Origin of the sequence: Amycolatopsis sp. NPDC058340, assembly GCF_042723975.1 — a bacterium.
In the GTDB taxonomy this organism is placed as follows: domain Bacteria; phylum Actinomycetota; class Actinomycetes; order Mycobacteriales; family Pseudonocardiaceae; genus Amycolatopsis.
Genome location: NZ_JBHXIB010000004.1, coordinates 32,586 through 59,078 on the forward strand (window position 1 = coordinate 32,586; position 26,493 = coordinate 59,078).

Annotated in this window: 19 protein-coding genes; 11 read left to right on the forward strand and 8 right to left on the reverse strand. The window is 68.4% G+C overall.

Going from position 1 to position 26,493, the window contains the following annotated elements:
* Nucleotides 1–174 precede the first annotated feature (174 nt).
* Entirely contained in the window at nucleotides 175–4,467 is a 4,293-nt protein-coding gene (locus ACFWIW_RS06850; RefSeq protein ID WP_378367537.1) for a GH92 family glycosyl hydrolase, read from the forward strand.
* A 56-nt stretch (nucleotides 4,468–4,523) separates the two neighbouring features.
* Here ACFWIW_RS06850 and ACFWIW_RS06855 read toward each other — a convergent pair whose 3' ends face one another.
* Both ACFWIW_RS06855 and ACFWIW_RS06860 read right to left on the reverse strand, forming a co-directional pair.
* Entirely contained in the window at nucleotides 4,524–5,930 is a 1,407-nt protein-coding gene (locus ACFWIW_RS06855) for an MFS transporter (protein ID WP_378367538.1), read from the reverse strand.
* 167 nt (nucleotides 5,931–6,097) lie between these two features.
* Nucleotides 6,098–8,881, reverse strand: a complete 2,784-nt coding sequence (locus tag ACFWIW_RS06860; RefSeq protein WP_378367539.1) for a M36 family metallopeptidase — start codon at nucleotides 8,879–8,881, stop codon at nucleotides 6,098–6,100.
* 154 nt (nucleotides 8,882–9,035) lie between these two features.
* On the opposite strand from ACFWIW_RS06860, the gene ACFWIW_RS06865 reads away from it, so the two are divergent.
* From ACFWIW_RS06865 to ACFWIW_RS06880, 4 genes are read left to right on the forward strand one after another with little or no spacing between them, the layout of a single operon-like run.
* Entirely contained in the window at nucleotides 9,036–9,932 is an 897-nt protein-coding gene (locus ACFWIW_RS06865; protein WP_378367540.1) for an RNA polymerase sigma-70 factor, read from the forward strand.
* Between the two features lie 31 nt (nucleotides 9,933–9,963).
* Entirely contained in the window at nucleotides 9,964–10,722 is a 759-nt protein-coding gene (locus tag ACFWIW_RS06870; protein ID WP_378367541.1) for an SDR family oxidoreductase, read from the forward strand.
* 55 nt (nucleotides 10,723–10,777) lie between these two features.
* Nucleotides 10,778–13,858: a GH92 family glycosyl hydrolase gene (locus tag ACFWIW_RS06875; RefSeq protein WP_378367542.1), complete on the forward strand. Its 3,081-nt coding sequence runs from the start codon at nucleotides 10,778–10,780 to the stop codon at nucleotides 13,856–13,858.
* On the forward strand, nucleotides 13,855–15,942 hold the full coding sequence (locus ACFWIW_RS06880) for an FUSC family protein (RefSeq protein WP_378367543.1): 2,088 nt from the start codon (nucleotides 13,855–13,857) through the stop codon (nucleotides 15,940–15,942). Before ACFWIW_RS06875 ends, ACFWIW_RS06880 begins: the two co-directional genes overlap by 4 nt.
* Nucleotides 15,943–16,002: 60 nt before the next feature.
* On the opposite strand, the gene ACFWIW_RS06885 is transcribed toward ACFWIW_RS06880, so the two are convergent.
* From ACFWIW_RS06885 to ACFWIW_RS06900, 4 genes are all read right to left on the reverse strand, one after another.
* Entirely contained in the window at nucleotides 16,003–16,647 is a 645-nt protein-coding gene (locus ACFWIW_RS06885; protein ID WP_378367544.1) for a DUF4360 domain-containing protein, read from the reverse strand.
* A 224-nt stretch (nucleotides 16,648–16,871) separates the two neighbouring features.
* Complete coding sequence (locus ACFWIW_RS06890; RefSeq protein ID WP_378367783.1) at nucleotides 16,872–17,453, reverse strand: DUF4360 domain-containing protein; 582 nt, start codon at nucleotides 17,451–17,453, stop codon at nucleotides 16,872–16,874.
* A 389-nt stretch (nucleotides 17,454–17,842) separates the two neighbouring features.
* Entirely contained in the window at nucleotides 17,843–18,625 is a 783-nt protein-coding gene (locus ACFWIW_RS06895) for an LLM class F420-dependent oxidoreductase (protein WP_378367545.1), read from the reverse strand.
* Between the two features lie 8 nt (nucleotides 18,626–18,633).
* Nucleotides 18,634–19,044: a nuclear transport factor 2 family protein gene (locus ACFWIW_RS06900; protein ID WP_378367546.1), complete on the reverse strand. Its 411-nt coding sequence runs from the start codon at nucleotides 19,042–19,044 to the stop codon at nucleotides 18,634–18,636.
* 91 nt (nucleotides 19,045–19,135) lie between these two features.
* Between ACFWIW_RS06900 and ACFWIW_RS06905 the strand changes: the two genes are divergently transcribed.
* Both ACFWIW_RS06905 and ACFWIW_RS06910 read left to right on the forward strand, forming a co-directional pair.
* Nucleotides 19,136–19,624 (forward strand): MarR family winged helix-turn-helix transcriptional regulator, encoded by a 489-nt coding sequence (locus ACFWIW_RS06905; protein ID WP_378367547.1) that lies wholly within the window; start codon nucleotides 19,136–19,138, stop codon nucleotides 19,622–19,624.
* A 43-nt stretch (nucleotides 19,625–19,667) separates the two neighbouring features.
* The gene (locus tag ACFWIW_RS06910; protein WP_037338241.1) at nucleotides 19,668–20,657 is read left to right on the forward strand and encodes a malate dehydrogenase; all 990 of its coding nucleotides are present in this window, start codon (nucleotides 19,668–19,670) and stop codon (nucleotides 20,655–20,657) included.
* Between the two features lie 12 nt (nucleotides 20,658–20,669).
* On the opposite strand, the gene ACFWIW_RS06915 is transcribed toward ACFWIW_RS06910, so the two are convergent.
* Nucleotides 20,670–21,053 carry a MerR family transcriptional regulator gene (locus ACFWIW_RS06915; RefSeq protein ID WP_378367548.1) on the reverse strand — a complete coding sequence of 128 codons (384 nt, stop codon included), beginning with the start codon at nucleotides 21,051–21,053 and terminating at the stop codon, nucleotides 20,670–20,672.
* 53 nt (nucleotides 21,054–21,106) lie between these two features.
* Here ACFWIW_RS06915 and ACFWIW_RS06920 point away from each other — a divergent pair, with 53 nt between their 5' ends.
* Entirely contained in the window at nucleotides 21,107–21,946 is an 840-nt protein-coding gene (locus tag ACFWIW_RS06920) for an NAD(P)-dependent oxidoreductase (protein WP_378367549.1), read from the forward strand.
* A gap of 151 nt (nucleotides 21,947–22,097) precedes the next feature.
* On the opposite strand, the gene ACFWIW_RS06925 is transcribed toward ACFWIW_RS06920, so the two are convergent.
* The gene (locus tag ACFWIW_RS06925; RefSeq protein ID WP_378367550.1) at nucleotides 22,098–23,534 is read right to left on the reverse strand and encodes a helix-turn-helix domain-containing protein; all 1,437 of its coding nucleotides are present in this window, start codon (nucleotides 23,532–23,534) and stop codon (nucleotides 22,098–22,100) included.
* Between the two features lie 181 nt (nucleotides 23,535–23,715).
* On the opposite strand from ACFWIW_RS06925, the gene ACFWIW_RS06930 reads away from it, so the two are divergent.
* From ACFWIW_RS06930 to ACFWIW_RS06940, 3 genes are read left to right on the forward strand one after another with little or no spacing between them, the layout of a single operon-like run.
* Nucleotides 23,716–24,729 carry an amidohydrolase family protein gene (locus tag ACFWIW_RS06930; protein WP_378367551.1) on the forward strand — a complete coding sequence of 338 codons (1,014 nt, stop codon included), beginning with the start codon at nucleotides 23,716–23,718 and terminating at the stop codon, nucleotides 24,727–24,729.
* Between the two features lies 1 nt (nucleotide 24,730).
* Nucleotides 24,731–25,447, forward strand: coding sequence for an iron-sulfur cluster assembly protein (locus tag ACFWIW_RS06935; protein WP_378367552.1), 717 nt, complete (start codon nucleotides 24,731–24,733; stop codon nucleotides 25,445–25,447).
* A complete protein-coding gene (locus tag ACFWIW_RS06940; RefSeq protein WP_378367553.1) occupies nucleotides 25,444–26,469 on the forward strand; it encodes an NAD(P)-dependent alcohol dehydrogenase in 1,026 nt (341 codons plus the stop codon). Before ACFWIW_RS06935 ends, ACFWIW_RS06940 begins: the two co-directional genes overlap by 4 nt.
* Nucleotides 26,470–26,493: the final 24 nt, after the last annotated feature.

The following is a 26,493-nucleotide window of genomic DNA, read 5'->3' on the forward strand; positions in this document are numbered from 1 at the left end:
ACTTCAGCCGTCACTTCACCCTGGCCCCGCCCCTGTCCGTTGTCCACCAGGTTTCGGGACATCCGGGTTGTCCAGTTCGGGTCAGGTTTGTCCGGGTGTCTTGACATCGATGTCACACGCGAGTTTTTCTCTCTTGGCGTCACCGGTCCCCTGCGAGAAAGCATTGGTGCAACGATGCCCCGAAGCGTCAGACCCTGGGTCTGCAGCCTTCTGAGTGCCACGGTCGTGGCGTCCGGGCTGGTAGCCCTCCCGGCCACCGCCTCGGCCGAAGAGCTCCCACCGGATTTCTACTCCTCTTTCGAACAAGGCGAGCCGGAGCCGACGTGGAGCGACACTGTCGACGTCGACCCGTCCGGCAAGCCGAAGGCCTTCGGTGTCGACGGCGCGAACGCCACCACCATCCCCGGTGACATCCGCGGCAAGGTCACCGAGGTCTCCGCCAACAGCGAGAACACCCCGAACGAGGGCGTGGCGAACCTGGTCGACGGTTCGACCGACACCAAGTGGCTGGCCTGGACCCCGACCGGCTGGGCGCGGATCACGCTGTCCGAGCCGACGTCGATCACCCGCTATGCGCTGTCCTCGGCGAACGACTTCGACAACCGCAACCCGCAGGACTGGACGCTTCAGGGTTCCGCCGACGGACAGTCCTGGACCGATTTGGACAGGCAGACCGGGCAGAAGTTCAGCGAGCCGTTCCAGAAGAAGGAGTACCGCCTCGCCGCCGCGAGCGCCGCGTACAAGTTCTTCCGGCTCGACGTCACCAAGAACAACGGCGGCCCGATCATGCAGCTCTCGGAGCTGCTGCTGGCGAACGAGGACCCGGCGCCGCCGGCGCTGCCGAACATGCGCAGCTTCGCCGACAGCGGTCCGGGCAGCGGCTACACCAGCAAGAACCGGGTCGGCTTCACCGGCCTGCGCGCGTTCCGCTACTCCGGCAGCCACAAGGCGCAGGGACACGGGTGGTCGTACAACAAGATCTTCGACGTCGACATCCCGGTGGCGGCGACCTCGGAGCTGTCGTACAAGGTGCAGCCGGAGTTCATCCGCGGCGACCTCAAGTACCCGAGCACGAACGTCGCGGTGGACCTGGCGTTCACCGACGGCACCTACCTGAGCCAGCTCGGCGCCGTCGACCAGTACGGTTTCGGCCTTTCCCCGCAGGGCCAGGGCGCGAGCAAGGTGCTCTACACCAACCAGTGGAACCTGGTGCGTTCGCAGATCGGCGTGGTCGCGAAGGGCAAGACGATCGACCGCATCCTGGTCGGCTACGACAACGCCGACGGCCCGGGTTCGCTGCAGGGCTGGCTGGACGACATCAAGGTGTCGGCCACACCGACGCCGCCGGCGAGCCTGCGTCCGTCCGACAACGTGCTGACCACGCGCGGTTCGCTGTCCAACGGGTCGTTCTCGCGCGGCAACAACATGCCGGCCACGGCGGTCCCGCACGGGTTCAACTTCTGGATCCCGACGACCGACGCGGGCACGTTGAGCTGGATGTACTCCTACCACTCGCGCAACAACGAGCAGAACCTTCCGGCGCTGCAGGCGTTCTCCGCGAGCCACGCGCCGAGCCCGTGGATGGCCGACCGGCAGACCTTCCAGTTCCTGCCCTCGACGGCGAGCGGCGTGCCGAATCCGGACCGTGAAGCGCGGAAGCTGCCGTTCAAGCACTCAAACGAGACGGCGCGGGCGCACTACTACGGCGTCGACTTCGAGAACGGGATCAAGACCGAGGTCGCGCCGACCGATCACGCGGCGCTGTACCGCTTCAAGTTCCCCGGGGCGGACTCGAACCTGATCTTCGACAACGTCAACAACAACGGCGGGCTCACCCTGGACCCGGCTGGCCGGTCGATCACCGGCTACAGCGACGTGAAGAGCGGGCTGTCGGCCGGTGCGACCCGGATGTTCGTCTACGCCACCTTCGACAAGCCGGTGACCGCCGGTTCGAAGCTGTCCACCGGTTCGGGTGACCAGAAACGGGACAACGTCCTCGGCTACCTGAAGTTCGACGCGGGTGCCGACAAGACGGTGAACATGCGGATCGCGACCTCGCTGATCAGTGTCGACCAGGCGAAGAAGAACATGGAGCAGGAGCTCGCCCCGAACGCGACGCTCGAGTCCGTCGCCGAAGCCGCGCAGAACGCGTGGGACGAGAAGCTCAAGGTCGTCGAGGTCGAAGGCGCCTCGAAGGATCAGCTGATCACGCTGTACTCCAACCTCTACCGCCTGTTCCTGTACCCGAACTCGGGCTTCGAGAACGTCGGCACCGTCGAGAAGCCGGTGAAGAAGTACGCGAGTCCGGTGTCGCCCAAGGCCGGTCAGGACACTCCGACACAGACCGGGGCGAAACTGGTCGACGGCGAGTTCTACGTCAACAACGGGTTCTGGGACACCTACCGCACGGTGTGGTCGGCGTATTCGCTGCTCAGCCCGCAAACCACGGGCAAGCTGGTCGACGGTTTCGTGCAGCAGTACCGTGACGGCGGCTGGATCTCGCGCTGGTCCTCCCCCGGCTACGCGGATCTGATGACCGGCACCAGCTCGGACGCCGCGTTCGCGGACGCCTATCTCAAGGGAGTCAAGGGTTTCGACGTCCAGTCGGCCTACGACTCGGCGATCAAGAACGCCACGGTGACCCCGCCGAACGGCGCGGTCGGCCGGAAGGGCATCGACGAGGGCACGTTCCTCGGGTACGCGCCGAACACCGCGGACCACGGGTTCTCCTGGGCGATCGAGGGTTACGTCAACGACAACGCCATCGCGAACATGTCGAAGAAGCTCTACGACGAGGCTCCGGCGAACGATCCGCGCAAGCAGGAGTACCTGGACAACTACGGGTACTTCACCGAGCGGGCCACGCAGTACGTGAACGTGTTCGACCCGAGTGTCGGTTTCTTCCAGGGCCGCGACGCGGCGGGCAAGTTCACCCGGAGCAAGGAGCAGTTCGACCCGGAGGTCTGGGGTATCGACTACACCGAGACCAACGCGTACGGCATGCGGTTCTCGGTTCCGCAGGACGGACAGGGCCTGGCGAACCTCTTCGGCGGCAAGGCGGGGCTGGCGTCCAAATTGGACGAATTCTTCGCCAAACCCGAGCAGGGGCTCAAATTCGGCACCTACCCCGGGGTCATCCACGAGATGACCGAGGCCCGCGACGTGCGGATGGGCATGTACGCGCATTCGAACCAGGCCGCGCACCACACGCTCTACATGTACGACTACGCGGGCCAGCCGTCGAAGACGCAGGCGAAGGTCCGCGAGGCGCTGGCGAGGTTGTACGTCGGCAGTGAGCTCGGCCAGGGCTACGGCGGTGACGAGGACAACGGCGAGCAGTCGGCCTGGTGGCTGTTCGGCATGCTGGGCTTCTACCCGCTGCAGGTCGGCAGCTCGGACTACGCGATCGGCTCGCCGCTGTTCACCAAGGCGACCGTGAACCTGCCCGGCGGCAAGAAGATCGTGGTCAACGCGCCGAAGAACAGCGCGAAGAACGTCTACGTGCAGGGTCTGAAGGTGAACGGCAAGGCGCAGACCTCGACGTCGCTGGCGCATTCGGCGATCGCGAACGGCGGCACGCTCGACTTCGACATGGGGCCGAACCCGTCGTCGTGGGGTACCGGCCCGGACGACGCGCCGAAGTCGATCACCAAGGGCGACGCGGTGCCGACGCCGGTGCACGACCTGACCAAGCCGGTCTCGGGCGGGGACGCGGCGTTCTTCGACAACACGTCGCGGACCGAGGCGAAGGTCAAGGCGCCGATCCAGTACCAGGTGCCGTCGACGAACGAGGCGGGTTCGTTCTACACGCTGACTTCGGGCAAGGGTGCGGGCGACGCGAAGAGCTGGGTGCTGAAGGGCTCCTACGACGGGAAGAACTGGGCGGTCGCGGATCAGCGGACCGACCAGAAGTTCTCGTGGCGGCAGCAGACCAGGGCGTTCAAGATCGCGAATCCGGCGCACTACGCCTACTACCGGCTCGAAGTCACCGCGACCACGGGCGGCGAGGCGTCGCTCTCGGAGTTCGAGGTGCTGGGCAAACCCGACGCGGCGTGCACCCAGACGATCACGGGTGAGCGCAAGGGCCCGCTGACCGTCCAGAGCGGCGTGACCTGTGTGGAGGGTGCGACGGTGTCCGGTCCGGTGTCGGTGTCGGCGGGCGCGAGCCTGATCGTCCGCGGCGGCTCGATCTCCGGTCCGGTGACCGCGAACGGTGCGGCGCAGGTCGTGCTGGACCGGACGAAGGTGGGCGGCCCGGTGGCGATCACCGGGACGACCGGGCAGGTCTCGATCGAGCTGACCGAGATCGGCGGGCCGGTGGCGTTGACGGGCAACAAGGGGCCGGTGCTGACCTCGAGCACGATCGGCGGACCTCTGGCGTGCGCCGCCAACTCCCCCGTTCCGACGGACTACGACCTGCAGAACACCGTCCGCGGCCCGGCCGCCGGGCAGTGCGCGAAACTGTAGTCTCCGGTAGCGCGTGAAGGCCCCCTTCCCTCGGCTCAGCCGAGGGAAGGGGGCCTTCACGCGGAATGCCTGCCGCGCAGGATGCCGAAGCCGACCAGTGCCGCGGAGAGCACCGTGAGGGCGAGCCCCGCGTAGCTGGTCGCCGTCAGGAAGTCGGCCGACCGCAGGGCCCCGGACAGCGCTCCCGGGAAGACCAGCGCGAGGACGGTACCGCTCAACGCGATGCCGATCCCGGTCGTGACCTCGCTGGAGGTGTCGACGAGCGCGGCTCCGATGGTGGTCCGGTCCGAGGGCAGGCCCCGCATGACGTTGGTGCCCGCGACGACGCCGACCACCCTCATCCCCGCCGCGACGAGGGCGAGCGCGACGGCGATCCCGGCGTAGCCGAGCCCGCCGAACACCGTGTAGACCGCCAGTCCGCATACGACGGCGGCGGCGCTGAGCCAGGCGGCCTTGGTGAGCCCGACGCGGGTGATCAGCGGGCGGATGAGGGCGCCGCCGGCGATGAGGACGACGACCTGGGGCAGCATTCCCAGCGCCGCTTGGGCGGGCGCCCAGCCGAGGCCGAACTGGAGGTGCAGCGTCACGAGGTAGCTCAGCCCGGCGGTCGCCAATCCGGCCGCGGCCTTCAGCGCCAGCCCGCTGGACACGAGCGGCCTGGCGACGAGTTCCAGGTCGAGCAGAGGGTGCCCGGCGGTCTTCTCGCGGAGGACGAAGCAGATTCCGGCGCCGAGGGCGGCCGCGGCGGTTCCCCAGGGCAGAGCCGATCCGGTGCCCGCTTCGATGAAGAACGTGGGGGCGAGCAGGGCGAGGACGATCGTCGCGGTTCCCAGGACGGCGCCTGCGACGTCGATCGGTTCGCGGTGCAGGCCGTCGGGATCGTCGGCGGGGATACCGGTCCGGATGCCGAGGTACGCCAACGCGGCGACGGGCACGTTCACCAGCAGCAGCGCCTGCCAGGGCGCGATGGTGAGCGCCAGCCCGCCGGCGGTGGGGCCGACGGCGAGGCCGATGAGTCCCACCGTCGAGATCAGTGTGGTCGCGCGGACGCGCAGCACGTCTTCGTCGAACAGGCGGAACGCGAGGGCGAGCGAACCCGGCGTCGTCATCGCGGCCGCGACGCCCATGAGCGCGCGGACGGCGATGAGCTGCCAAGCGGCGGTGACGAAGATCGTGGCCAGGCTCGCCACGCCGAGCAGGACGAGACCGGTGAGCATGACCTTGCGCCTGCCCACACGGTCAGCGAGCGCGCCGAACGCGAGCATGAGGCCGCCGAACACGACGGAATACGCGCCGGTGACCCATTGCAGTGTCGTCGTCGAGGCGGCGAGTTCGCGGCCGATGGTCGGCAGCGCGACGTTGAGGATCGAGTTGTCGAGCATCTCGAACAGGAACACCGCTGAAAGCCCGGCCAGCGCGGGCCACACTTCGGCGAGGGAACGGCTTTGAACAGGGGAACGCAAAGGTCGACTCCTTCGGAACGAAGGAGTGACGGTTCATTCGATACCGCGTATGCGCGTGCTCAGCGAGGAGAGCACGTTTCTACCCCGATGCCCCCATCCTACTGCACTCGTGAGTGGTAAGGACGGTTAGAACCGTCCTTACCACTCACGAGGCCCGAAGCGGCAGGTCAGGCGGCGGCGCCCCGCACCGCCAGTTTCTGCACGTCCATGTAGAGGCACCCGGCCGTCGTCGGCTGCGGCGAGCAGGGCCTGTCCGGATAGAACGACAGCTGGTTGGACGAAACGGTCAGCCGCACGAACCGCACCCCGGCCGCGCTGCCCGGAGCGAGCTGGAGCGCGGTGAGCTTGTTCAGGTCGGCGGGTTTGAAGTCGCCGGTGCCCGCCTTCACCCAGGTCGTGCCGTCCACCGAGGTCTCGACCGTGACGTCCTTGGCCGCGGCGGGCGGGTCGTCGCCGCAGACATTGGTCGGGTCGATTTCGATGGCGCTGACGTTGACCGGTTTGCCCAGTTTGATCGTGACGAACCGCGTCTCGATCTTGCCGTCGGGGCCGACGACCTTGTCGGTCGACCAGCCGCCACCGCCGAGCGCCGACGAGGCCACGAGATCGCCGGGACCACAGCCGTAGGGGGTGAAGTCCTCACCGTTGAACGCGATGACGCCCGCGCCCGCGTCGCCGGATGCCCAGTTGAACCGCAGCGCCCAGTCGACCTTGGTGGTTCCCGACCGCACCGAGACCGCGCGGGTCTCGCTGTCCGCGCCGCCTCCGGAGGCGTAGACCTTCGGATAGGTGCCGGGGAGCACGCCGGGGATGGTGTAGCCGCCCGCGGCGTCGGTGACCGCGGACAGGGAGCCGGCGAATCCGGAGTCGTGCCCGCTGAACCGGACCGCGACGCCCGCGATCGGGGTGCCGGTCTCCCGGTTGGTGACCTTGCCGGTCACCGTCCCGGTCGGGGTGCCTGCCGGCGGCGGGGTGGAGAAGTCCTCGGCGGGCGCGGTGTCGGCGCCGGTGATCGACGCGGCGAAGTACCCCATGCCGCGGGCGGCGAACGCCTTCCACAGTTTGGCGTGCGCGCGGCCGCCGTTGATCACCGTGTCGGCCTGCAGGATCGCGTTCCGCATGTCCAGAAACGACGGCGCGGCGGGCGAAAGCTCCATCGCGCGGGTGACCAGCGCCCGCGTCAACTGCACACCGAGTGCCGAGCGGATGTCCCACAGCGTGCTCGCCCAGATCTCGCCGTCGGCGTGCACCTCCGGGAAACCGATGATCCGGCCGAGGTCGCCGTAGGTGTACCCACCGGGACCGGCTCCGGGCGTGCCGGGGCACTGCGGCGCGGCGGCGCCGACCGGGCAGTCCAGCGGCTGGGTGCGGGCGAGGGGGACGCCGTTGCTGACGTAGTCGCCGCCGAGGAGTTCACCCGGTGCCGACGTGTCCTTGATCGCGTTGCGCCCGACGAGGTAGTCGAAGGCGTACCAGTCGCTCCAGGCCTCGCCCATCGAGCCGGACTGCAGGGAGCTCAGGGTGGAGTTGCCCTGCGCGTCGACGACGAGCCGGTTGGACAGACCGTGGGTGTACTCGTGGTGGATGATCGTGGCGTCGTCGGCGGAGTTCGCCGCGAGGAACGGGTCGGTCGGGTCCCTGGGGTCGCGGAACAGGAACATCCCCATCGTCGGCGCCTGGCCGTCCGGCGGGGTGCCCATGAACGCGTTGTTGTAGTAGCCCGGCGTCTCCGCGCCGAGCAGGGTGTGGACCTGGACGGCGTCGCCGTCGACCTTCTCGAAGTTGCCCGCCTGGCGGGTGAAACCGATCGGGAAGGAGGCGAGGTGGTCGTGGAAGCTCCCGACGTAGGCCAGCGCCTGCACGGCGTTCTGTTCGCGGTTCTTCGCCCACGAACCGGGCGTCTTCGGGTCCCAGGAGCAGGGCCTCGCCGCCGAGCACGGTGGGCCGACGGTGGCGTTGAAGTCGGTGAACTTGTAGCGGAAGGTGCCGTCGGTGTTCCGGCCGATCTCTTCCTGCGGCTGGAACTTCTGGTCGCCGTTGACGTCGGCGGCGACGTGCGCGACGTTGCCGTCCAGGGTCTTGGCGTCGGCGGGCAGCCAGCCCTTCTGGCTCAGGTTGACCTGCTTCTGCGGGCCGGGCTGAGCCTCCCAGGCGAGCCCCTTGGCTCCGTCTGCGTCGTTGGCGTGGTTGACCAGGTTCTTGCGGTAGAGCAGTTTCCCGGTGCCGGCGTCGGTCACTTCCTGGAACATCTGGTCCACGGCGGGTCTGGTCAGCGTGTACCAGGCGGGGCGGATCCCGTCGCCGGTAAGGAACGCGACCTGCTTCGAGCCGGGGGCGGGTGCGGCCAGCGTCGCCGCGCCGAGCGACGCGGGAAGGTCGCGCACGGGCGCGCCGTCCAGCTGGATCAGTCTGCCGTCCTTGGTGACGTGCGCCTTCAACCCGTTGCCGAATACGGGAACCCCGCCGACGGACTGGGTGAAGGACAGATGGTGCGTGCCTTCGACGTCGACGTAGTCCTTGCGCAGGTTCAGTTTCGCGGTGTCGCCTGCACTGAGTCCGACGAGGCCTTCCTTGTCCCGCAAGTAGTTCAGCACGATGTCGCGGGGTGACCCGCCGCTCGGTCCGGTGAGGAAACCGTCGGTGCGGGCCAGGATCCGGGGTGTGCCGGTCAGCTCGTCGAAGTCGAGCAGGGCCTGGTTGCCCAGTTCCGCCCGCGCCGTGGCGAGCGAGTTCGCCCGCGACGCGGCGAGCCGTTCCCGCGCGGCCAGGACGCGCGGACTGGTTCTCGCCGTGTCACGGACATCGACGTCCTTCCCGGATCTGTCCGGTGTGGTGTGCACGGCGCCCGGTGCCGGTGCCGCTCCGGCTTGGGGCGCTGTGACCAGCGCTAATACGGTGATGGCGGTCGCGGCGCACAGCGAGGCACGCGAACGCGACGAACGTGACGTCACTCCAGACCCCTCTCTCGGTGGTGACGCAGACGTTCCATTCGTACCGATACAGTCACAGTGGACGTCAGCGCCGATCAGGTACGGAAATCCCGGTGAGCGGTACCCCTGGCACGATGGTGTCCACAGTGGAATCATGAGGGATTCGTAGGGGACGATGGACAGCGCCACGGAATTCGAGCGGCTGCGGCCCGCCATGTTCGGGCTCGCCTATCGCCTGCTCGGTTCGGCGGCCGAGGCGGAAGACGCCGTTCAGGACGCCTACCCGAAATGGGCGGGCGCCGAGCGCGAGTCGATCGGCTCGCCGCGGGCATGGCTGGCGAAGGTGGTCACCAATCTCTGCCTGAACCGGCTGACCTCCGCCAGGGCACAGCGCGAGCGGTACGTCGGTCCGTGGTTGCCCGAACCGGTGCTGACCTCGACCGATGTGCTCGGCCCGTTGGAGACGGCGGAGCAGCGGGAGTCGGTGTCGCTGGCGATGCTGGTGCTGCTGGAGCAGCTCAGCCCGGTGGAGCGCGCGGTGTTCGTGCTGAAGGAGGCGTTCGCCTACAGCCATCGGGAGATCGCCGGGATCCTCGACGTCTCCGAGGTCAACTCGCGTCAGCTGCACAGCCGTGCGAGGAAGGCGCTGGACCGCTCGGATGAGCGACGGGTTTCGAACCCGCGACAGCACGAGAAGCTGGTCGAGAGTTTCCTGTCGGCGGCACGGGACGGCGATTTGCCCGCTCTGGAGAGCCTGCTCACGGCCGACGTGACGGCGTGGTCGGACGGTGGCGGCAAGGTCACCGCGGCGCGTCGTCCGGTGCACGGCGCGGCCAAGGTCGCGCGGTTGTACGCCGGGATGTTCGCCGGGGCCGACCAGGTGTCGATCGAGATCCTCGAGGTCAACGGCGGCCCGGCGGTGGTCGCGACGGCCGGTGACCTGCTGTTCGGCATCCTCGGGTTCGAGGTGGTGGACGGCCGGATCCGTGGCCTGCGCGCGGTCGCGAATCCGGACAAGCTCACGTTCCTGTCGGGCCAGCTGTCACGCTCCGGGTGGCTCGCCGGTTCTTGAGGGTGGAAGCTCTCAGGAACGGAGGATCAAGGTGGCGAACCCGATTTTGGTGACCGGCGGTACCGGCGACCTCGGCCGTGCGGTGGTGCGGCGGCTGGTGGCCGAAGATCGGCCGGTCCGGATCATGAGCAGGCGGCCGCGGCCCGCGGACGAGCCCAACGAGTGGGCCCGGTGCGATCTGAAGACCGGTGACGGTCTCGCGGAGGCGGTCGACGGTGTGTCGGCGATCATCCATTGCGCGTCGACCCTGGGCCGCGGGGACGAGCAGGTGACGCGGAACCTGGTCGAGGCGGCGAAGCGGGCGGGCGATCCGCACGTGGTGTACATCTCGATCGTCGGCATCGACGTGATCCGGTTCTTCTACTACAACGAGAAGCTGGCCTCGGAGAAGGTGATCGAGGAGTCCGGTCTGCCGTGGACGGTGTTGCGCGCGACGCAGTTCCACGAGCTCGTCGCGCGGGCGTCGTCGGCGCAGCGGCGGCTGCCGGTGACGATCATGCCGTCGGGGTTCCGGTTCCAGCCGGTCAGCACCGGCGATGTCGCGGACCGGCTGGTCGCGCTGGTGTCCGGTGAACCGTCGGGACGGGTGCCGGACATGGGCGGCCCGGAGGTGCGGAGCGCGCGTGATCTGGCGGAGGCGTATCAGCGCTCGGTGGGGCGCCGGAAGCCGATCGTGTCGTTGTGGCTGCCGGGCAAGGCGGCCAGGGCGTTCCGGGCGGGCGGCAACCTGACGCCGGAGAACGCGACCGGTGTGGGCACTTTCGAGGAGTTCCTCTCCTCACGCGTTTAGTCCTCTGGATGCGGCACACCGAGCCGGGCTCACGCGTGGGAGTTACGGTGGCCTGGTGACGATCACCGGGTTCTTCTCCTCCTTCGAAACGGGTGATCCGCAGCCGGTGGATCCGGCCTTGCGTGTCGGCACCGGACCGCGTTCGTCGCCGACGGCGAAGCCCGGCGTCGGGTTCACCGGCGCGCACGCGCTCCGCTACGAGAACACGGTGCGCGCGACGCTGTTCGAAGTGGACGTCGAGGTCACCGGCCACACCGAACTGTCCTATGTGGTCTTCCCCGAGGCCGAGTCCGACGTGCCCGGCTATCGCAGCACGTTCGTGGCGCTGGACGTCGAGTTCGACGACGGGACGTCGGCCGGGTTCAGCGCCACGGAGAAGGGGCTGGGCAAGACGCTGTACGTGGACCAGTGGAATCTCGTGCGCAGGAGGCTGGGCGAGTTCGCCGGGCGGCGGGTCACCCGGATCGTCCTGGTCAGCGAACCGCCGGACGGCGAGAGCGCGGGCTGGGTGGACGACGTCCGGATCCGCGAGCGGGTGATCGGGATCGGCGATCCGGTCGACCACGTCCGCACCACCCGCGGCACGCATTCCAGCGACAAGTTCTCGCGGGGCAACAACTTCCCCGCGACGGCGATCCCGCACGGCTTCAACTTCTGGACCCCGGTCACCGACGCGAGCGCCACCAATTGGATCTACAGCTACCACCGGCACAACGACGCCGGGAACCGTCCGGCGTTGCAGGCGTTCGCGCTGTCGCATCAGCCGAGCCCGTGGATGGGCGACCGGCACACCTTCCAGGTGATGCCGGGCATCGGGCCGGTGGAGGCCGACCGGTCCCGCCGCGCGCTCGCGTTCTCCCACGACGACGAGGTCGACCGGCCGCATCACTACGGTGTCCGGTTCGCCAACGGAGTCACCACCGACATCGCCCCGGCGGATCACGCGGCACTGTTCCGCTTCACCTTCCCGGGTGATCGCGGCTGGCTGCTGTTCGACAACGCCCGCAACCGGGGCGGTGTGCGGCTCGACGCGGCGAACGGCGTGGTCACCGGCCACACGTGGGTTCGCAGCCGGTTGTCTGCCGGGGCGCGGCGGATGTTCGTGTACGCCGAGTTCGACGTCCCGGCCGAACGCGGCGGGAGGATCCGGCGGCCGGTGTGGCGCACGGTGACCGGGTTCCTGGAGTTCGCGGCGGGCGAGGTGACGATGCGGATCGCGACGTCGCTGATCAGTCTCGCGCAGGCGAAGCGGAACCTCGATCAGGAGATCCCCGCCGGCACGAGCTTCGAGCAGGTCCGAGGCCAGGCCCGCGCGCGGTGGTCCGAGGTGCTGGACCGGGTCGAGATCGAGGGCGCGACCGAGGACCAGCGCACCACGTTCTACTCCAACCTGTACCGGCTCTTCCTGTATCCGAACTCCGCGCACGAGGACACGCCCAAGGGCGTCCGTCACGCGAGTCCGGTGATCCGCCGGTGGTGGCCGAGCACGCGGACCAGGACCGGCGCGAAGGTCGTGGACGGCGAGATGTACGTCAACAACGGTTTCTGGGACACCTATCGCACCACGTGGCCCGCGTACGCCCTGCTCACCCCCGGCCGGTGCGGGCGGATGATCGACGGGTTCGTCCAGCAGTACCGCGAGGGCGGCTGGATCTCGCGATGGTCCTCCCCCGGTTACGCCAACCTCATGACCGGCACCAGCTCCGACGTGGCGTTCGCCGACGCGTACCTCAAGGGCGTGCGCGGCTTCGACGTCGAGGCCGCCTACGAGGCGGCCCTGAAGAACGCGACCGTGACACCGAGCGGGCAGAGCGTCGGCCGGAAGGGTCTGCACGAGTCGATCTTCCTCGGGTTCACGCCGACGTCGGTCCACGAAGGCCTGTCGTGGGCGCTGGAGGGCTGCGTCAACGATTTCGGCCTGGCCAATTTCGCCGAGGCGCTCGGGCGGCACGACGACGCCGCGTACTTCCGGCAGCGTTCGCAGCAGTACGCGAACCACTTCGACCACCTGATCGGGTTCTTCCAGGGCCGCAACCGGGACGGGAGCCGCCATTTCGGTGCCGCGGGCTACGACCCCGAGGCGTGGGGCGGCGACTTCACCGAGACGAATTCCTGGAACACCGCGTTCTCCGTCCCGCACGACGGTCCCGGGCTCGCCGCGCTGCATGGCGGCACCGAAGCGCTGGAGTCCAAACTGGACACCTTCTTCGCGACTCCGGAAACCGGCCGCAAACCGGGTTCCTACGGCGGGCTGATCCACGAGATGACCGAGGCCCGCGACGTCCGGATGGGACAGTACGGGCATTCCAACCAGCCCTCCCATCACATCCCGTGGATCTACCACCACGCGGGCGCGCCGTCGAAGACGCAGCGGATCGTGCGGGAGGTCCTGCGGCGGCTCTACGTCGGGAGCGACCTCGGTCAGGGTTATCCGGGCGACGAGGACAACGGCGAGATGTCCGCTTGGTACGTCTTCGCCGCGCTCGGGTTCTATCCGCTGGCGATGGGCAGCCCCGAGTACGTCATCGGCTCGCCGCTGTTCACGAAGGCGACCGTCCACCTGGAGAACGGGAAGGACCTGGTCGTCGAGGCGCCCGGCAACACGGAGGACACCGTGTACGTCCAGGGCCTGACGGTCGACGGACGTCCGCACGAGAGCGGCACGCTCGCGCATTCCGCCCTCGCCGACGGCGCGGTGCTGAGGTTCACGATGGGCGGGCAGCCGTCGGAGTGGGGCCGCTCCCCTGCCGAGCCCGCCGCTCCGAGCCCGCTCACGGACATCACGGTGCCCGACGGTCCCCTGTTCGACGACACGACCAAGACCGAGATCACCTTCCCCGGGCGCGAACCCGTCATCGAGTTCCCTGTCGAGGACGCCTCACGCGAGGTCGTGATGTACACGCTGACCTCGGGCAGCCGCCGGGGTGATCCGCGTTCGTGGGTGCTGGAGGGCTCCGACGACGGCGAGCAGTGGACGCTGCTGGACCAGCGGGAAGGTGAGCGATTCCGCTGGCGTCGTCAGACACGGCCGTTCGCCCTCGCCGAGCCGGCGAGGCACGCCCGATACCGTCTTCGCGTCACCTCGTCCACCGCCCGGCGGGTCACCCTCGCCCAAGGAGAGCTGCTCGCCCGATGATCTCCCGCATCACCCAGGCCACGACCGACCGGCTGGTCGCCTCCGATCCCGGTCTGGTCCGGCTCCGGCTCGGTTTCTCGGCCGTGCTCAGCATCGTTGTCGCGGTGCTGGCCATCCTGCCGTTCCACCAGCCGCTCACGGTCATCCTCGTCGCCGCGATCTCCGCGATGACGTCGGCCTTCACCGTCAACGACGAGACCCCGGGGAAACAGGCGGTGACGCTGATACTGGGGCTCGCGCTCGGCGCGGCGTCGCTCACCGCGGCGAGCGTCGGTTCCGCGGTGCCGCCGCTGGACAGCGTCGTGTTCGTGTTGCTGATCTTCGTCGCGGTCTATGCCCAGCGATTCGGTTCGCGCGGGATCGCGCTGGGCTCGCTGTCGTTCTTCCTGTTCTTCTTCGCGATGTTCCTGCAGACGCATCTGAAGCAGGTGCCGGTGCTCCTGCTGGCGCTGACCATCGGGATCGCGGCCAACGCCGTGGTCCGGTTCGTCCTGCTGCGCCGGCATACCGACGCGGAGTTCCTGCGGATCCGGCGGGCATTCCGCGCCCGCCTCGCCGCGGTCGTGCGCGCGGCCGAAGACCACCTCGCGGTCGGCGGCAGCGAGCGCACCCGCAAACGGCTCCGCACGACGAACGCCCGGATGCACGAGTCCGTGCTGCTCATCGAGGACACCGCGCCGGAGGTGACCGGCGCGGATTCGGTGAACCGGCTGCGCCGCCGGGCGATCGAGGTCGAGCTGGCGGTGCAGTGGCTGACGATCACCGTGCAGCGCACCTGCGCCGAAGACCTCGACGAAGATGTCCGCGACGACCTGATCGCGCGGATGCGGCGCTTCCGGTCGCTGATCGAGCGCGACCCGCGGGAGCTGCCGCTGATCAGCGAGACCGAAGAGTTCAGCAAGATGCTGGTGGAAGGCAGCCGGATCGACGAGCACGCCGCACCCGGTGACGGCGTCCGGCGCGCGCTCGCCGAACTCGCGCTGGCCGACGTCCGCGCGCAGCGGGTCGCCGAACACGACGTCTCCGATGCCGTCGACGACCCCGAAGACCCCGAGGAGGAGAAGTCGTCGGCGTTCGCCTACGACAACCAGACACGCAGCGCCATCCAAGCCGTCGTGGGCGGCGGGCTCGCCGTGCTCGGCGGGGAACTGGTGTCGAGCCAGCGGTGGTACTGGGCGGTGCTGACCGTGTTCGTGGTGTTCATCGGCTCGTCGACCGCGGGGGCGACGTTCGTCAAGGGGGTCCGGCGGATCGGCGGCACGCTGATCGGGATCGTCGGCGGGCTGGTGCTGACGCTGCTCGTGTCCGGGAGTGTGCCGGCGACGCTGGCGCTGATCCTGGTGTGCGTGTTCGGCATGGTCTACATGGCGCGGGTTTCGCAGGTGATCATGGCGTTCTTCATCACCAGCATGCTCGGGCTGCTGTACAGCCTGCTGGGTACGTTCAGCATCGAGGTGCTGTGGATCCGGGTCGCGGAGACCGCCGTCGGCGCGGCTGCCGGGGTGCTGGCGGCGGTGGTGATCGTGCCGGTGCGCACGCGCGCGGTGATGCTCGACGACGTTTCGGCGTTGCTGGAGGAACTGGACGAGTTCGTCGAGAAGGCCGCGGGCCTGCTGTCCGGCGCGGAGAACGTGAGCGTCATCGAGAAGTCGCGGGATCTGGACCGGGCGGTGGACAAGGTCCGCACCACGATCGAGCCGCTGACCCATCCGGTGAACCTCAGCAGCCGTCGCGACTACGGCTGGCACGTGCTCACGACGGTGGAGACGATCGCCTTCCGCGCCCGGCATGTCGCGGCGCGGTCACAGGCGGGGCTGCTGCTCAACGAGGCGGACCGGCTGCGGCTGTACACCGGGCGGATCCGGGCGAACATCGCCGTGCTGCGGGAGGCGATCGGTGATCCCGGCGGTTCGGGGCACGGGACGCTGGTCCGGGACGACGGCACGCCGGTGGCGGACCGGATCGACGATCCGCGGGCGCGTTCGGTGCTGACCAGTCTCGGTCACCTCGACGAGACGGTGATCGCGCTGGGGCGGGTGTTCGGGGTGGAGGCCACGGATCCGGCGCCGTCCGGAAAGCCGTGACGTCTCGTGAGTGGTAAGGACGGTTAGAACCGTCCTTACCACTCACGAGGGTTTCAGGGGTCAGTTCTTCGGTTTGGGACAGTTCTTCCACGAGAAGTGGTACGTCGTCTTGATGGAACCGTCGGTCGAGTCCATGGTGACGAAGCTGGTGGTCTTCTTCGGATCGGAAGTGCCGACGGCGGCCCGCAGTTCCGTGTTGATGTTGAAGTTCCGGTCCTCACCACAGGGTTTGTAGACGATGGCGCCGACTTCGATGTCGTCGGTGAACTGCCAGTTGTCCTCGAACGGGCCTTTCAGATTGTGCGTGACGTACGACGTCGGCGAATTGCCTTGGAAGTAGTAGTTGGCCCGTTCCAGTCCGGTGGCTCCCGCGGCCAAGGAGGCGAATCCGCGGTAGTCGGTGCCCGCGATGCCGTAGGTGAATCCCTGCGGTACGTGGACATAGAGGTTGAGTTGACAGTTCTTCCGCAGGTCGGTCGGTTTGGCGCCGACGCCGACTTGTGCGGTGTATTCGCTGTAGGTGACGGTGAACGCGGTGTTGTCCGGTGATACGGAAACGGCCGCCGTTCCCGGTTTGCATCCGGTTCCGTTGACCGTCACGACGTCGATGACTATCTTGTCGGACGGCAATGGGGGCGGCACCCAGGCGTTCGGGGTGACGACCGAGGAGAAAAGCGTTACGGCAGCGACCAGCACGTTGAGCATGGGATCCTTCCCAAAGCTTCGACACGGCGGGATCGGCGGATTCAGCGAGACGATCTCTCCCTGCCGCCCGCCGGAAATGGGGTCGTCGAGAAGACTCGTCGCCGCCGGGCAGGGCGGCGACGAGCGGTGAAGTCCACGTTCAGAGCGGCCAAGGCCCTGACCGGGCATGGGTGGGACGGCCTTCTTCGCCGACCGGGAAGCAGGCCGTCACCCTGGAGGAGAGGTCAGGAGGTCGGGCAGGTCTTCCACGAGAAGTGGTAGGTGGTCTTGAACGCGCCGTCGGTGGAGTCCATCGTGATGAAACTGGTGGTCTTCTTCGGATCCGACGAACCCGCGCCGACCCTCAGTTCCGTGTTCACGTTGAGATTCCGGTCCTCGCCGCACGGCTTGTAGATGATGACGCCGCCTTCGGCCTCGTCACGGAATTGCCAGTTGTCCGAAATCGGGCCGTTGACGGGGTGGCTCACCTGCGCGGTCGGCGAATTCCCTTGGAAGTAGTAATTCGCCCGTTGCAATGCCTTTGCGCCGGATTCGAGCGACGCGAAACCGCGGTAGTCGGCGCTGGCGATACCGTAGGTGAATCCCTGCGGCACATGGATGTTGAGGTTCAGCTGGCAGTTCTTCCTGAAGTCGGTGGGCTTCGCGCCGACGCCGACTTGTGCGGTGTATTCGCTGTAGGTGACCGTGAACGAAGTGTTGTCCCTGGCGACGGCCACCGCGGACGAACCGGGCGGGCAGCCGGATCCGTTGACGGTGACGACGTCGATGACGACCCGGTCGGGCGGCGGTCCGGGCGGCGGGGACATACTGTTCGGCGTTATTATCGACGAGAAAAGCGATACGGCGGCAACCACTGCATTGAGCATGGGGTCCTTCCCGAAAACTTCAGCAACGGGGGGCGGGGAACTGAGCGGACTCATGCTAGCGAAATGATCATCGTGCTGCCGCCCGCCGATCGGACGAAACCGTCCCGGCAATCGGTTCATGAAAACATATTATGGACTGTAACCGTTTTCCGGGACCGAGAAGAAGGCCATCGGACCCGGAAAACACCATTCGATTCGCACGATATGAAAAATGCTTTCGCGGGTTCGCCGTTGACGATTCCGCGGAGACACGCCGGCTCAGGCGGCGACCAGGCTCGCGGCGTCGCCGAGCAACGCCACCGCGCCGGGTTCCCACGGGCCCGCGGTGATCACCACGACGTGGTCCAGCCCCCAGGACGCGAACTCGCCGCATCGGCCGGCGAAGTCCTTTGAGGACTCCCCGGCGCGAGCCGGGTCGCGATGGTCTTCTCGATCTCCTCGACGGGCCGTCCGACGTCGGCGCAGTGGCGCGCCAGGACCTCCAGTTGCGCGCGGACGGTCTTGCCGCCGTCGGGGATGTCGAAGAGGTTGCACGCGTCGGCGTACTCGGCGACCAGCCGCAGGGTCCGCTTCGGCCCGGTGCCGCCGATGAGCACCTTCGGCCGCCGCACCGGCAAGGGATTGTTCACCGGCCGCTCCAGCCGGTAATGCCTGCCGGCGAACGCCGAGGTGTCGCCGTCCCACATCCGGCGGGCGATCCGGAGGGTCTCCTCCAGCCGCTCGAACCGTTCGGGGACCGGCGGGAGCGACAGTCCCATCGCGCGAGCCTCGTCCTCCTGGTAACCGGCGCCGATCCCGAACCAGGCGCGGCCCCGCGAGAGGACGTCGAGCGTCGTGACCGCCTTCACCAGCAGGGCGGGGGCCCGGAAGGTGGCGGCGCTGACCATGGTGCCGAGCCGGATCCGTGACGTCGCCGAGGCGAGGAAGCCCAGCGTCGTGTACGCCTCCAGCATCTCCGAGTCGGGCGTGCTGCCCGGTGCTGCCTGCAGGAGATGGTCGGCGACCCACAGGGTGTCGAGACCTGTCGCGTCGGCGGCCCTGGCGATGCCGAGAAGGTTGTCCACCAGACCGCCGGGCCAGGAGAAATCGGTGACGCTGACGCTGATTCGCATGATCTTCCTCATCTTCCGGGGACTTCGGGGCGCGCGAAGGGCGGCGGCCCGCCAATCGGGCTCAGGTGGATGCCGGCGATGAGCCAGCGGTCGTCGTCGCGGACGAACACATGGGTGACGCGGAACCGGCCGTCGACCCGGTTCCCCTGATGCGTGCCCTCCTGGGCGTGCACGCCGACGGACACGGCGGCCGTGCCGTACGCGCGGACGTCGACCTCGGCCCAATCCAGCTTCTCGGTGACCAGGTCGCCGCCGCGGTAGCGCTCCAGCCATTGCGGTTTCCCGAGCACGAACCCCAGCGGCCCGACCAGGGTGAAGTCGGCAGTGGTCATCGCGTCGAGTCCTTCCGTGTCGCCGCGGACCTCGGCGTCGGCCCAGCGGGCCCCGAGGTCGCGGATCTCACTCTCCGTACTGCGCATGGCGTTTCCTCCGGTTCGTTCGATACGAACAACGTTAGATATCGAACGATTCGATGTCAAACCCTTAGATTGGTGCGCTATGCTCCGGGACGTGCAGAAACCCACCGCGGCCCCCATCGGCGTCGTCCTCGCCAAGACCGCCAAATCCGTCGGGCGCGCCTTCGATCAGGCGCTGGCCGCCGACGGCGGCTCACAGCCCGTCTGGCAGATCCTCATCACGCTGAAGACACGGCGCGTGGCCAACCAGCGCGAGCTCGCGGCCGCGGTCGGCATCCAGGGCGCCACGCTCACCCATCACCTGAACGCCATGGAGGGTGCGGGGTTGATCACCCGGCGGCGTGATCCGGACAACCGGCGGGTGCATGTCGTCGAACTCACCGACGAGGGTGAAGCGGTCTTCCACCGGCTGGCGAAGGCGGCGATCGCGCACGACAAACGGATCCGCGCCGGGTTCAGCGACGAAGAGATCACCACGCTGGCGGGGCTGCTCTCGCGACTCGCCGCGAACGTGGCCGCCGACGGCATCGATCAAGAAAACAGTGACTGGACGCACCCGAACGGCGACTCGGGACAGGACTAGCATCGCGGTACAAGTCGATGTCGCCTCAAGCTGGAGAACCGCAATGACCCAAGCCCCTGTCAACGTCACCGTCACCGGTGCGGCCGGCCAGATCGGCTACGCGCTGCTCTTCCGCATCGCGTCCGGTCAGCTGCTCGGCCCGGACACCCCGGTGAAGCTGCGGCTCCTGGAGATCCCGCAGGCGGTCAAGGCGGCTGAGGGCACCGCGATGGAACTCGAAGACGGCGCGTTCCCGCTGCTGTCGGGCATCGACATCTTCGACGACCCGAAGCAGGCCTTCGAGGGCGCGAACGTCGCCCTGCTCGTCGGCGCCCGTCCCCGCGCGAAGGGCATGGAGCGCGGCGACCTGCTCGAGGCCAACGGTGGCATCTTCAAGCCGCAGGGTGAGGCCATCAACGCCGGCGCGGCGAGCGACATCAAGGTCCTCGTCGTCGGCAACCCCGCCAACACCAACGCCCTCATCGCGCAGGCGCACGCGCCGGACGTCCCGGCCGACCGCTTCACCGCGATGACCCGCCTCGACCACAACCGCGCCCTCGCGCAGCTGTCGAAGAAGCTGGGCGTACCGGTAACCGAGCTGAAGAAGGTCGCGATCTGGGGCAACCACTCCGCGACCCAGTACCCGTCGATCGCGCACGCCGAGGTGTCCGGCAAGGCCGCGACCGAGGTCATCACCGACCAGGCGTGGCTCACCGACGACTTCATCCCGACCGTCGCCAAGCGCGGCGCGGCGATCATCGAGGCCCGCGGGCTGTCCTCCGCGGCGTCGGCCGCCTCCGCCGCGATCGACCACGTGTACACCTGGGTCAACGGCACCCCCGAGGGTGACTGGACCTCGGCGGCGGTCGTGTCCGACGGCTCCTACGGTGTCCCGGAGGGCCTGATCTCCTCGTTCCCGGTCACCGCCGCGAACGGCGAGTACAAGATCGTCCAGGGCCTGGAGATCGACGACTTCTCGCGCGCCCGCATCGACGCTTCGGTCAACGAGCTGGCCGAAGAGCGCGACGCCGTGAAGAAGCTCGGCCTCATCTGAGCCTGAACCACCTCACGAAGGCGGCCGCGTCCCCCGGGACGCGGCCGCCTTTTCGCGGCCGATGATCGTGTCGAGGTTCGCGCGAGTGGTCTCCAGCTCGCCGATCGCGTCGTCGATCCGGCTCCGCTGCTGCCGCAGCGCGTCGACCAGCTCCGGGCAATCCGGGGTCAGCCAGCCGTCCTCGTCGACGATGCAGGGCAGGATCTCCAGGATCTGCGCGGTGTTCAGCCCGGCCGCGAGCAGGATCCTGATCCGCCGCACCGCCGCCACGTCGGCGTCCCCGTAGACGCGATAACCACTCGGGCGCCGCTCCGGAGTGAGCAGGCCCTGCTCCTCGTAGTACCGCAGCGCGCGCTCGCTGACGCCGGTCCGCCGCGCGAGTTCCCCGATCCGCATCCGCACTCCCGGGCTTGACTCTCACGTCGATGTCAAGGTTTAGCTTAGCCGCCATGACCACCGTGACCGTCCTCGGACTCGGCCCCATGGGGCACGCCCTCGCCGCCGCGTTAGTCGCCGCCGACCACCCCACCCCTGTCTGGAATCGCAGTCCTGGCAAGGAAAACGGCCTCGATGCCGCCGTCGCCGCGACCGCGGCCGAAGCGATCACCGCCAGCCCGCTCGTGATCGTCTGCGTGCGGGACTACGCCGTCGCGCGATCGATCCTCGATGCCGACGCGCTCAAAGGCCGCACCCTGGTGAACCTCAGCGGCGGCTCACCGGAACAGGCCCGCGCGATGGCGACCTGGGCCGCCGAGCACCGCATCGACTACCTCGACGGCGTCGTCATGGCGACCACCGACGCCATCGGCAGCCCGGACGCGGCCCTGTTCTTCAGCGGCCCCGCCGACGTCTACGAAACACATCGGCCCACGCTGGCCGCGCTCGGCGAGAACGCGCTCTACGTCGGCGACTCCCCCGGCCGGGCCGCCGCGTTCGACGCGTCGTTGCAGGACATGCTCTGGACGTCGATGAGCGGCGTGATCCACATGCTCGCGCTCGCCAAGGCGGAGGGCATCACCGCCGCCGACATCGCCGCACACGCCAAGGCACTCCTCGGCTTCTTCCCCGCCATGATCGACCAGCTCGCCGAACAGGTCGACACCGGGAACTTCTCCGGCGACGCGGGCACCCTCGACTCCACCGCCGCGACGATGGACCACATCCTCGACGCGATCCACGCCCAAGACCTCGACAACGGCGTCCTGTCCGCCGCCCGCGCCGAGGTGCGGCGGGCCATCGAAGCGGGACACGGGGAAGACGGCTTCGCCCGCCTCGCCGCACATCAGTGAGAGCCAGGGCGAAGTGGCCTGGTCACGCTGCCGCTGTGACTGCTGGTGCTTGTGGGGCGTGTGTGGCGAGCCGGCAAGTCCGTGAAGGCCTCCTTGAGGGACCCAGAGTCCCTCAAGGAGGCCTTCACGGCACAGCAGGCCCGACACACCTTCACGACCGGAACTGCCGCGCCTTGATCCCGTACTGACCCATCTTCCGGTACAACGTCGCCCGGCCCATCCCGAGCTTCTCCGCCGCACCGACCACAGTGGACCCCGGCTCGGCGAGACAGCGCACGATCTCGTCCCGCTCCATCGCCTGCAACCGGCTCAACCGATGCCCCACCCCGGAAAACACCTCCGCCGGCAGATGCCTGCCGTCGATCACATCCGACCGCGACGCCGCCTCCCGCACCACCCGGCGCAGCTGTTTGGCGTTCTCCGGCCAGTCACAGGCGGTCAGCGCCCGCACCGCGGCCGGGGTGAACACCACCTCGCGGCCCCGGTCGCGGCGGGCGAAATGATGGGCCAGCGGAAGAACGTCGTCCGGCCGGAACCGCAGCGCCGGAACCTCGACCACGACCTCCACCAGCGGAGCGAGCGCCTCCGGGATCGCACCGGCGTCCTGTGCGGTCAGCACGAACGGCGGCGGCTCACCTTCCCGGCGAGCCTGGGCGAACAACCCCGCCAGCTCGGCGGCCGCCCACGCCGGGAGCGTGTCCACCCCCGAGACGATCACGCACGTCTCGTCCTTGAGCAGTTCCGGAGTCCACAGCGTCAGCCACGTGTCCACATCGTCCGGCGCGGGCGGACGCGCGTTGAGCACCCGGTCACGCGGCCGCGTCGCCCGCCGCGCGGCCGACGCGAGCGCCGTCTTCCCCGCACCGGCCTCACCGACGACAGCGACCACCCGCCCCCGGCTCAACGCCGACCCCACCTCGTCGAGCGCCTCCGACCAACCCGGCGACAGACTCGGGACATCGGCCGGATCGAACCGATCGGAATGCACCCGGAACACCTCACCACGCGGCGCCGGCCGCGGAGTCCGCCCCGAAGCCCGCGCCAGCATCAACGCGGCCGTGTTCCCGGCCGCCGCCTGCGCCAGCGCCAGCAGCAACTCCGACGACTGATCAGACCACGTCGTCAGATTCACGCTCCCCGCCAGCGCACCGGTCAGCGGATCCAACACCGGCACCGCCGCACACGTATAACCCCGCAATCCCGTGCAGTAATGCTCCGCCGCCCGCACCAGCGTCGGCGCGCGATCGGCCAGCGCCAAACCCAGCCCGTTGGTCCCGGCGTTGCTCTCCGCGAAGTAGAACCCCGGCGCCAGATGCACCCGATCCAACGACCGGACGATCGACGCGTCCGTGCACAGCCTGCTCAGCACCAAGCCCTCACTGTCGGTGATCATCAAGCTGACCGGCTCATTCGCCAGCGTCGCCTGCAACCCCCGCAACACCTCGTTGCCGCATTCGTACAACAGCGAACCGGTGTCCAGCGACCCGGTGAACACCGGCCGGACCTCGTCCTCGGGCGCGCCGTACCGGGCGCTGCGCTGCCAGGACGCCCGCAACCGCGGCGCGATCACCGCATTCGCGCTCTCCACATCGACCTCCCGGGACGCGACACTGCGTTCGGACCTCCGCTCAGCGTACGTGCGCGACCCGCGGCCCACAGGACGGTCGGTGTCTCAAACTGAGACACCGACCTCCTCCCTGACCTGCGCCGACGCCCCTACCGTTCACCTCCAACGTGCCAACGGCGGTCACGAACGCGGAGGAAGACCCATGTACACCAAGGACGGCGAGAGCTACTTCATCGTGGACGCGCACGTCGCGCTCTGGGACGCCCGGCCGGAGAACCAGGCCAACATCCACGGCAAACAGTTCATCGACTGCTTCTACGACTACCACCGCAACCTCAGCCCCGAATCCGAGCTGTGGTCCTACGAGGAATACCTCTACTACGGCGGCGCACGCCTGATGAAGGACCTCTTCCAGGACGGCTACGTCGACCACGCCATCTTCCAGCCCGCCCACCTCGGCGCCTTCTACAAGAACGGCTTCGGCCAAACCGAAGAGGCCTTCGCCCTCACCCGGCGGCACCCGGACAAACTCACCTACAACCACTGCTTCGACCCACGCCTCGAACAAGCAGGCCTCGACCAGCTACGCCGCGACGCCGAACGCTTCGGCCTCAAAGGCGTCAAGCTCTACACCGCGGAATGGCGCGACGACTCCCGCGGCTACAAACTCGACGACCCCTGGTGCCGCCGCTACCTGGAAGCCTGCCTCGAACTCGGCATCCGCAACATCCACGTCCACAAGGGCCCGACCATCCGCCCGCTCGACCGCGACGCCTTCGACGTCGCCGACATCGACAAGGTCGCCACCGACTACACCGACCTCAACTTCGTCGTCGAACACTGCGGGCTCCCCCGGCTCGAAGACTTCTGCTGGATCGCCACCCAGGAACCCAACGTCCACGCCGGCCTCGCCGTCGCGATGCCGTTCATCCACACCCGCCCGCGCTACTTCGCCCAGATCATCGGCGAACTCCTCTACTGGCTCGACGAAGACCGCATCCAGTTCTCCAGCGACTACGCGCTCTGGACCCCGAAATGGCTGGTCGAACGGTTCGTCGACTTCCAGATCCCCGAGGACATGACCGAATACGCGCCGCTCACCACCGACCAGAAACGCAAGATCCTCGGCCTCAACGCCGCCGCGATGTACGACCTCCCGGTACCCGCGGAACTCCAGGTCCGCCGCATCGAAACCCAAGCCGTCTCGGTGGCCTGACATGCGCGAACACGACGCCTACACCGCACTCCACGCCGTCTTCGATCCCGAACTCGACGAACCCGTCACCGACCTCGGCTTCGTCCGCTCCCTCACCGTCGAAGGAACGACGATCACCGTCCACCTGAGGCTCCCGACGTCGTTCTGCTCACCGAACTTCGCCTACCTCATGGCCTCCGACGCCAAAGACGTCCTCACCGCGCTCGACTGGGCCGACCAGGTCAACGTCGTCCTCGACGACCACCACGACTCCGACCTCATCAACCGAGGCCTCGCCGCCGACGCCGGCTACCGCGGCACCTTCGGCGACGAAGCCGAACAGGACCTCGACGAACTCCGGCTCACCTTCCGCCGCAAAGCCCACACCGCGGCCATGGAACGCGCCCTCACCCTGCTCCTGCGCGAAAACCGGGAACTGACCGAGGAAGCGCTCCACGACATCACCCTCGCCGACCTCCCCGACCACCGCACCACCCACGCACTCCTGCGACGACGGGCGTCGCTCGGACTCGACACCGCACCAGAGGCACCGGTCCTCGTCGACGACCACGGCACGCCCTACCCCCGCGAAGAAGTCCCCCTGCGGCTGCGCTTCGCCCGATCCGTCCGCATCTCGATCGACGGCAACGCCCACTTCTGCCGCGGCCTGCTCCGCACCCGCTACCCGGAATCCGCCACCGACCAGACACCACGCAACCAGGAGGTCCACGCATCGTGAAAGCGATCCAGGTCATCGGCTACCACGAAAAGCTCCAGCTGACCGAGGTCGCCGAACCCGAACCCACCGGCCCCTACGACGTCATCGTCCGCATCGGCGGCGCCGGCGTCTGCCGCACCGACCTCCACATCCTCGAAGGCCAATGGGCCGAGAAATCCGGCGTCACCCTCCCGTACACGATCGGCCACGAGAACGCCGGCTGGGTACACGCCGTCGGCAGCGCCGTCACCAACGTGGCCGAAGGCGACAAGGTCATCGTCCACCCCCTCATCACCTGCGGCCTCTGCCGCGCCTGCCGCTCCGGCGACGACGTCCACTGCGCCCAGTCGCAATTCCCCGGCATCGACACCGCCGGCGGCTACGCCGAATACCTCAAGACCTCCGCCCGCAGCGTCGTCAAGATCGACGACTCCCTCGAACCCGCCGACGTCGCCGCCCTCGCCGACGCAGGCCTCACCGCCTACCACGCCGCGGCGAAAGCAGCCCGCAGGCTTCGGCCCGGCGACCGCTGCGTCGTCATCGGCGCCGGCGGCCTCGGCCACATCGGCATCCAAGTCCTCAAAGCCCTCACCGCCGCCGAACTCGTCGTCGTCGACCGCAACCCCGACGCCGTCGACCTCGCCGTCACCATCGGCGCCGACCACGGCGTCATCGCCGACGGCACCCACATCGACCAGGTCCTCGACCTAACCGGCGGCGAAGGCGCCGAAACCGTCATCGACTTCGTCGGCGAAGGCGGCGCCACCAAAGATGGCCTCGCCATGCTCCGCCGCGCGGGCGACTACCACGTCGTCGGCTACGGCGAGAACATCGACGTCCCCACCATCGACGTCATCTCCACCGAGATCAACCTGATCGGCAACCTCGTCGGCTCCTACACCGACCTCTGCGAACTCATGGTCCTCGCCGCCCAAGGCCGCGTGAAACTCCACACCGCGCGCTACCCGCTCGAAGAGTTCCAAACCGCGATCGACGACCTCGACGCCGGACGCATCCGGGGCCGGGCCATCCTCGTCCCCTGAACACCTCGTGAGTGGTGAGGACGG

Coding starts and splice junctions, on each gene's coding strand:
- ACFWIW_RS06850 (WP_378367537.1), top strand. CDS start 175: ATGCCCCGAAGCGTCAGACCCTGGGTCTGCAGCCTTCTGAGTGCCACG.
- ACFWIW_RS06865 (WP_378367540.1), top strand. CDS start 9,036: ATGGACAGCGCCACGGAATTCGAGCGGCTGCGGCCCGCCATGTTCGGG.
- ACFWIW_RS06880 (WP_378367543.1), top strand. CDS start 13,855: ATGATCTCCCGCATCACCCAGGCCACGACCGACCGGCTGGTCGCCTCC.
- ACFWIW_RS06885 (WP_378367544.1), bottom strand. CDS start 16,647: ATGCTCAACGTGCTGGTCGCTGCCGTAACGCTTTTCTCCTCGGTCGTC.
- ACFWIW_RS06890 (WP_378367783.1), bottom strand. CDS start 17,453: ATGTCCCCGCCGCCCGGACCGCCGCCCGACCGGGTCGTCATCGACGTC.
- ACFWIW_RS06895 (WP_378367545.1), bottom strand. CDS start 18,625: ATGCGAATCAGCGTCAGCGTCACCGATTTCTCCTGGCCCGGCGGTCTG.
- ACFWIW_RS06900 (WP_378367546.1), bottom strand. CDS start 19,044: ATGCGCAGTACGGAGAGTGAGATCCGCGACCTCGGGGCCCGCTGGGCC.
- ACFWIW_RS06910 (WP_037338241.1), top strand. CDS start 19,668: ATGACCCAAGCCCCTGTCAACGTCACCGTCACCGGTGCGGCCGGCCAG.
- ACFWIW_RS06915 (WP_378367548.1), bottom strand. CDS start 21,053: ATGCGGATCGGGGAACTCGCGCGGCGGACCGGCGTCAGCGAGCGCGCG.
- ACFWIW_RS06920 (WP_378367549.1), top strand. CDS start 21,107: ATGACCACCGTGACCGTCCTCGGACTCGGCCCCATGGGGCACGCCCTC.
- ACFWIW_RS06930 (WP_378367551.1), top strand. CDS start 23,716: ATGTACACCAAGGACGGCGAGAGCTACTTCATCGTGGACGCGCACGTC.
- ACFWIW_RS06935 (WP_378367552.1), top strand. CDS start 24,731: ATGCGCGAACACGACGCCTACACCGCACTCCACGCCGTCTTCGATCCC.